The 4294-nt window shown below is 77.3% G+C and carries 5 protein-coding genes and 1 riboswitch; of the genes, 3 read left to right on the top strand and 2 right to left on the bottom strand.

Annotated elements, in window-relative coordinates; translation table 11 throughout:
- Positions 1–210: 210 nt before the first annotated feature.
- Entirely contained in the window at positions 211–1200 is a 990-nt protein-coding gene (locus B0E53_RS33435) for a LacI family DNA-binding transcriptional regulator (protein WP_107079590.1), read from the bottom strand.
- 143 nt (positions 1201–1343) lie between these two features.
- Here B0E53_RS33435 and B0E53_RS33430 point away from each other — a divergent pair, with 143 nt between their 5' ends.
- Together B0E53_RS33430 and B0E53_RS33425 are read left to right on the top strand one after the other, a co-directional pair.
- Complete coding sequence (locus B0E53_RS33430; protein ID WP_246835730.1) at positions 1344–2561, top strand: MFS transporter; 1218 nt, start codon at positions 1344–1346, stop codon at positions 2559–2561.
- Between the two features lie 115 nt (positions 2562–2676).
- Positions 2677–3009: a hypothetical protein gene (locus tag B0E53_RS33425; protein ID WP_107079588.1), complete on the top strand. Its 333-nt coding sequence runs from the start codon at positions 2677–2679 to the stop codon at positions 3007–3009.
- Positions 3010–3021: 12 nt separating this feature from the next.
- On the opposite strand, the gene B0E53_RS33420 is transcribed toward B0E53_RS33425, so the two are convergent.
- Positions 3022–3732 carry an MBL fold metallo-hydrolase gene (locus B0E53_RS33420; protein WP_246835729.1) on the bottom strand — a complete coding sequence of 237 codons (711 nt, stop codon included), beginning with the start codon at positions 3730–3732 and terminating at the stop codon, positions 3022–3024.
- A 140-nt stretch (positions 3733–3872) separates the two neighbouring features.
- Positions 3873–4002: riboswitch (cobalamin riboswitch) on the top strand.
- 46 nt (positions 4003–4048) lie between these two features.
- On the opposite strand from B0E53_RS33420, the gene B0E53_RS40300 reads away from it, so the two are divergent.
- Complete coding sequence (locus B0E53_RS40300) at positions 4049–4183, top strand: hypothetical protein (protein ID WP_281492932.1); 135 nt, start codon at positions 4049–4051, stop codon at positions 4181–4183.
- The last annotated feature ends 111 nt before the right edge of the window (positions 4184–4294 follow it).

Below are 4294 nucleotides of genomic sequence, written 5' to 3'. Positions count from 1 at the left end.
CGCCCGCCGGATCGGGCACCTCGGCCGGCCCGGTCGGACCGGGCGCGGCCACGGCGGTGGGGCGGGCGGTCAGCCGGCCGTGCCGGTACCCCTCCTCGGGCTGCCGGTGCGGCGGCGCGGGCTCGGTCACCTCGCCCCCCTGTCGTCGGTCGGGTCGGGCGGCGGATACCCGGCTGCCGGCGACTCAACCGCCCGGCGCCCCACCACGGGTCAGGCGCTCTCCCGTGCCACCAGCGTCGAGGGGAACGCAGTCACCGGCGGCACCGGCCGGCCGTCCAGCACCGCCGTCGCCGCCGCGGTGGCGATCCGGGCCACCGGATGGGTGGCCGTGGTCAGGGCCGGGCTGCTCACCGCCGCGTACGGGATGTCGTCGAAGCCGGCCACCGCCACGTCGTGCGGCACCCGCATCCCGCGCCCGCGCAGCGCCGCGATCACGCCCAGCGCGGTGGCGTCGCTGGCCGCGTAGATCGCGTCGGTGTCCGGCCAGCGGGTCAGCGCCTCCAGCGCGGCCCGGCCGCCCCGCGCGGCGGTGAAGTCGCCGGTGACCAGCCGCACCGGCAGCCCGGCCGCCCGCATCAGCCCCTGGTACGTGGTCACCGACCGCTCGGCGCAGCTCAGCCAGCGCGGGCCGGTGACCATGGCGATCCGCCGGCGGCCGCCGGCGTGCAGGTGGCGCAGCACCGCGTCGGCGCCGCCGGCGTTGTCGACGTCGAAGGAGGGGACGGCCGGCGAGCCGGTGCCGATCGAGACGACCCGCCCGCGCAGCCCGGCGGGCACCGCGTCGAGCACCGGCGCGGTGGTGTTGACCAGCAGCACCCCGCACACGCTCCGGTCGTCGCCGAGCCGGCGCAGCCCGGCCGGGGCGTCCAGCGGCAGCCACTCCAGGGCCACCCCGACCCCGTGCGGGGCGCACACCCGGGCCGCCGCGCTCACCAGCCGGTCCACGTACGGGTCGTCCAGCACGGTGGCGTCGGTGCCGGCGACCGCCACGACGAGGCGTACCCCGGCACCCCGGACCAGCGCGCGGGCCGTGATGTTCGGCACGTAGCCGAGCCGGTCGGCGGCGGCGCCGACCCGCTCGCGGGCGTCCACCGAGGCGAACCCGTAGCCGCCGAGCACCCGGGAGGCGGTGGCCCGGGAGACCCCGGCCGCCCGCGCGACGTCGTCGAGGGTCACCGGGCGGCTGGTCGGCGTCTCCATGTCTGGTCCTCCCCGTGGTGGCCGTTCTGTCGGCATCATGCCCGGTCAGGGCCGGCCGGGTAAGGGGTGGGAGCGTTTGTGGTGGTAGCGCTCTCAGGTGTGCGATGGTCGTCGGACGACTTCGCGGAGAGGACCACACCACGGTGAGCAGCACCATCGACGCGCCGGCCGACGCCAGCGCCGTGACCCCGCGGGCGGTCCTCGCCGCCCGCAACGGCGTGGCGCTCGTGTTCGCCCTCAACGGGCTGGCCGTGGCCACCTGGTTCTCCCGGGTGCCCGCGATCCGCGAGGCGCTCGGGCTCAGCGCCGGGCGGCTCGGCCTGCTGCTGCTGGCCATGTCGGCGGGCGCGCTGGTGGCCATGTCCACCGCCGGACTGGTCACCCTGCGGCTCGGCCCGGCCCGCACCGTGGCGGGCTCGACCGTGCTGGTCGCGCTCGGCCTGGCGACCGCCGGCCTGTCGGCCAGCCTGGCCGGCTCGCTGGTCGGCGTCGTGGTCGGGCTCTTCGCCGTGGGCTACGGCTCCGGCTCCTGCGACGTGGCGATGAACGTCGAGGGCGCGGCCGTGGAGAAGCGGCTCGGCCGGACGATCATGCCCCGGTTCCACGCCGCCTGGAGCCTCGGCTCGGTCGCCGGGGCCGGGCTGGGCGCCGGTGCGGCCCGGCTGGGCGTCCCGGTCGGCTGGCACCTGCCCGTGATCGCGGCGGTGGTCCTGGCCGGCACGCTGCTCGGCGTCCGCGCCTTCCTGCCCGCACCGGCCGAGACGGCCGGCTCAGCCGAGCCGGCCAACCACCGGCGCGCGCTGCTGGCCACCTGGCGGGAGCCGCGCACCCTGCTCATCGGCCTGTTCGTGCTGGTGATGGCGTTCACCGAGGGCAGCGCCAACGACTGGCTGGCGGTGGCCTTCGTCGACGGGTACGGGGTGAGCGAGGCGGCCGGTGCCGCCGTCTTCGGGGTCTTCGTGGTCGGCATGACCCTCGGCCGGACCGCCGGCACCGTGGCGATCGACCGGTGGGGCCGCGTGCCGGTGCTGTTCGGCACCATCGCGCTGGCCGTCACCGGGGCCACGTGCGCCGTGCTGGCCGGCTCCGGGCCGCTCGCCGTGGTCGGCGTGGCGCTGTGGGGCGTCGGCGCGTCGCTCGGCTTCCCGGTCGGGATGAGTGCCGCCGCCGACGACGAGGACCGGGCGCCGACCCGGGTCAGCGTGGTCGCCATGATCGGCTACACGGCCTTCCTCGCCGGCCCGCCGCTGCTCGGCTTCCTCGGTGACCACCTGGGCATCCTGCACGCCCTCGGCGTGGTGCCGTTCCTGCTGCTGCCTACCCTCGCCCTGGTCCCGGTGCTGCGCCCGCGGGCCCGCTGACCGGCGCCGGCACGGCGGGCGGCCGGCCGGCCGTCAGTGGACTCCCACCCGGCTCCCAGCCGGTTGCCAGGTACAGGTGCTGCACTGGACGGGACGCCGAGTAGAGGAGGCGGGCATGGGCTGGTTCAGCCGCCGGGCCGCCGACCCGACGACCCCGACGAAGCTCGACCGGGAGGCCACCCGGGACGACCTGGCCGCGCTGGAGGCCTTCGTGGCCAGCCGGAGCGGGGTGGAGTTCTACCTGGAACCGGAGACCACCGCCACCGACACCACCGTGGTGGCCATCGCCCACGACGGGGAGTGGATCCGCCGCCGCACCGGCTCGCCCCGGGCCGCAGCGAAGATCGCGCAGAAGCACGCGGTCCCGCTCTACGAGGCCGCCCGCACCGGCTACCCGGAGCGGATGCGGGCCTGGAACCGGGCCCACCCGGAGCGGCGCGCCCGCTGACGCCGGCGCGGGTCAGCCTGCGCCGGCCAGCGCGGCCCGCGCCTCGGCCAGCGGCAGCGGCTCGTCGTGGGCCGAGACGTACCAGGCGACGTCGTCGTCGAGCAGGCTCGCCGCCAGGGCCAGGTCGGGCCCGTCATCGGGGGTCCGCAGGTGCGCGGGCGGCGGGTACCAGCAGTCGCCCAGCAGCAGCACCCCGGAATCGGGCACCAGCACCACGGCGGAGTCCGGCGCGTGCCGGCCGCCCACGTGCCGGACCACCACGCCGGTGGGCAGCGTCAGCTCGTCGGCGAAGGTGCGCGTCGGCGGCAGCACCGCGAAGCCGTCCCAGGAGTCCACCGCCAGGGCGCGGGCCCGGAAGCTGTGCCCGAGGCGGGGATTCTCGCGGACCTGCTCGCGCAGGTAGCGGTGGCTCCACGGGCGGGCCGCCTCGGCGCGCAGCGGGGCCACCCCCGACGCGTGCCCGACGATCTCCACTCCCGGCCAGGCGCAGGCGCCCCAGACGTGGTCCCAGTGGTGGTGGGTGTAGACCAGCCAGCGCGGCTCCGGCAGCCCGGCCGCCGCCAGCGCGGCCCGGACCTCCCGGGCATGGGCGGGGCTCTGGCCCGCGTCGACGAGCACACTTCCGCGGTCGTCGGCGACCACCGCCACGGTCGGGCGGACCGCGAGCGGATCGGGATCGCCGGGGAACAACCAGACCCGACCCACGAGATGTCGCAGCGCCACCGTCAGTTCCTCCCCGCTCCCTGGTCCACGATCGACCGATGCTATCGGCCGGGCGCCGCTGCCGGCCGCCCCGGCGGCGGGGGACCCGGCGTTGACCCGCGCCGGGCGGCTGTGGCAGCATTCGCGGCCTGACGGCAGTGAAGGAAGCCGGTGCGATTCCGGCGCGGTCCCGCCACTGTCACCGGGGAGCGATCCCCCCTCGTGAGCCACGGCCGTGCGTGCGCGGTTGGAAGGCCGGGGGTGAGCGTCGATCCGGGAGCCAGGATACTTCGGCCGTCGGAGAACCCCAGGGCGTGGACACCCGAGGAGGACCCCGATGCACGGCCTTTCCGCCATCGACGACGATCGTCGTATCCGGCCGGCGCGCACCGACGCGCCGTTGACCGCACACCTCACCGCCCCGCAGGCCGTCGCGCCGCGCGCCGGGCGGGCCCGGGCCGTCCGCCGCTGATCGTCCCGCCGGGTTCCGTACCCGGCCGGGCGCCCCTGCCGACCTTGTAGTCGGTGAGCCGTCCGCCGGACCCGCGTACCCGCAGAACCCGCCCCCGCCCCCGCCCCCGCC

It is taken from the genome of Micromonospora sp. MH33, assembly GCF_003013775.1.
Classification (GTDB): Bacteria; Actinomycetota; Actinomycetes; order Mycobacteriales; family Micromonosporaceae; genus Micromonospora; species Micromonospora fulviviridis.
The sequence above is the reverse complement of the archived record's forward strand: the minus strand, read 5'-3'. Positions and strand labels throughout refer to the sequence as shown.

Coding starts and splice junctions, on each gene's coding strand:
- B0E53_RS33425 (WP_107079588.1), top strand. CDS start 2,677: ATGGGCTGGTTCAGCCGCCGGGCCGCCGACCCGACGACCCCGACGAAG.
- B0E53_RS40300 (WP_281492932.1), top strand. CDS start 4,049: ATGCACGGCCTTTCCGCCATCGACGACGATCGTCGTATCCGGCCGGCG.
- B0E53_RS33435 (WP_107079590.1), bottom strand. CDS start 1,200: ATGGAGACGCCGACCAGCCGCCCGGTGACCCTCGACGACGTCGCGCGG.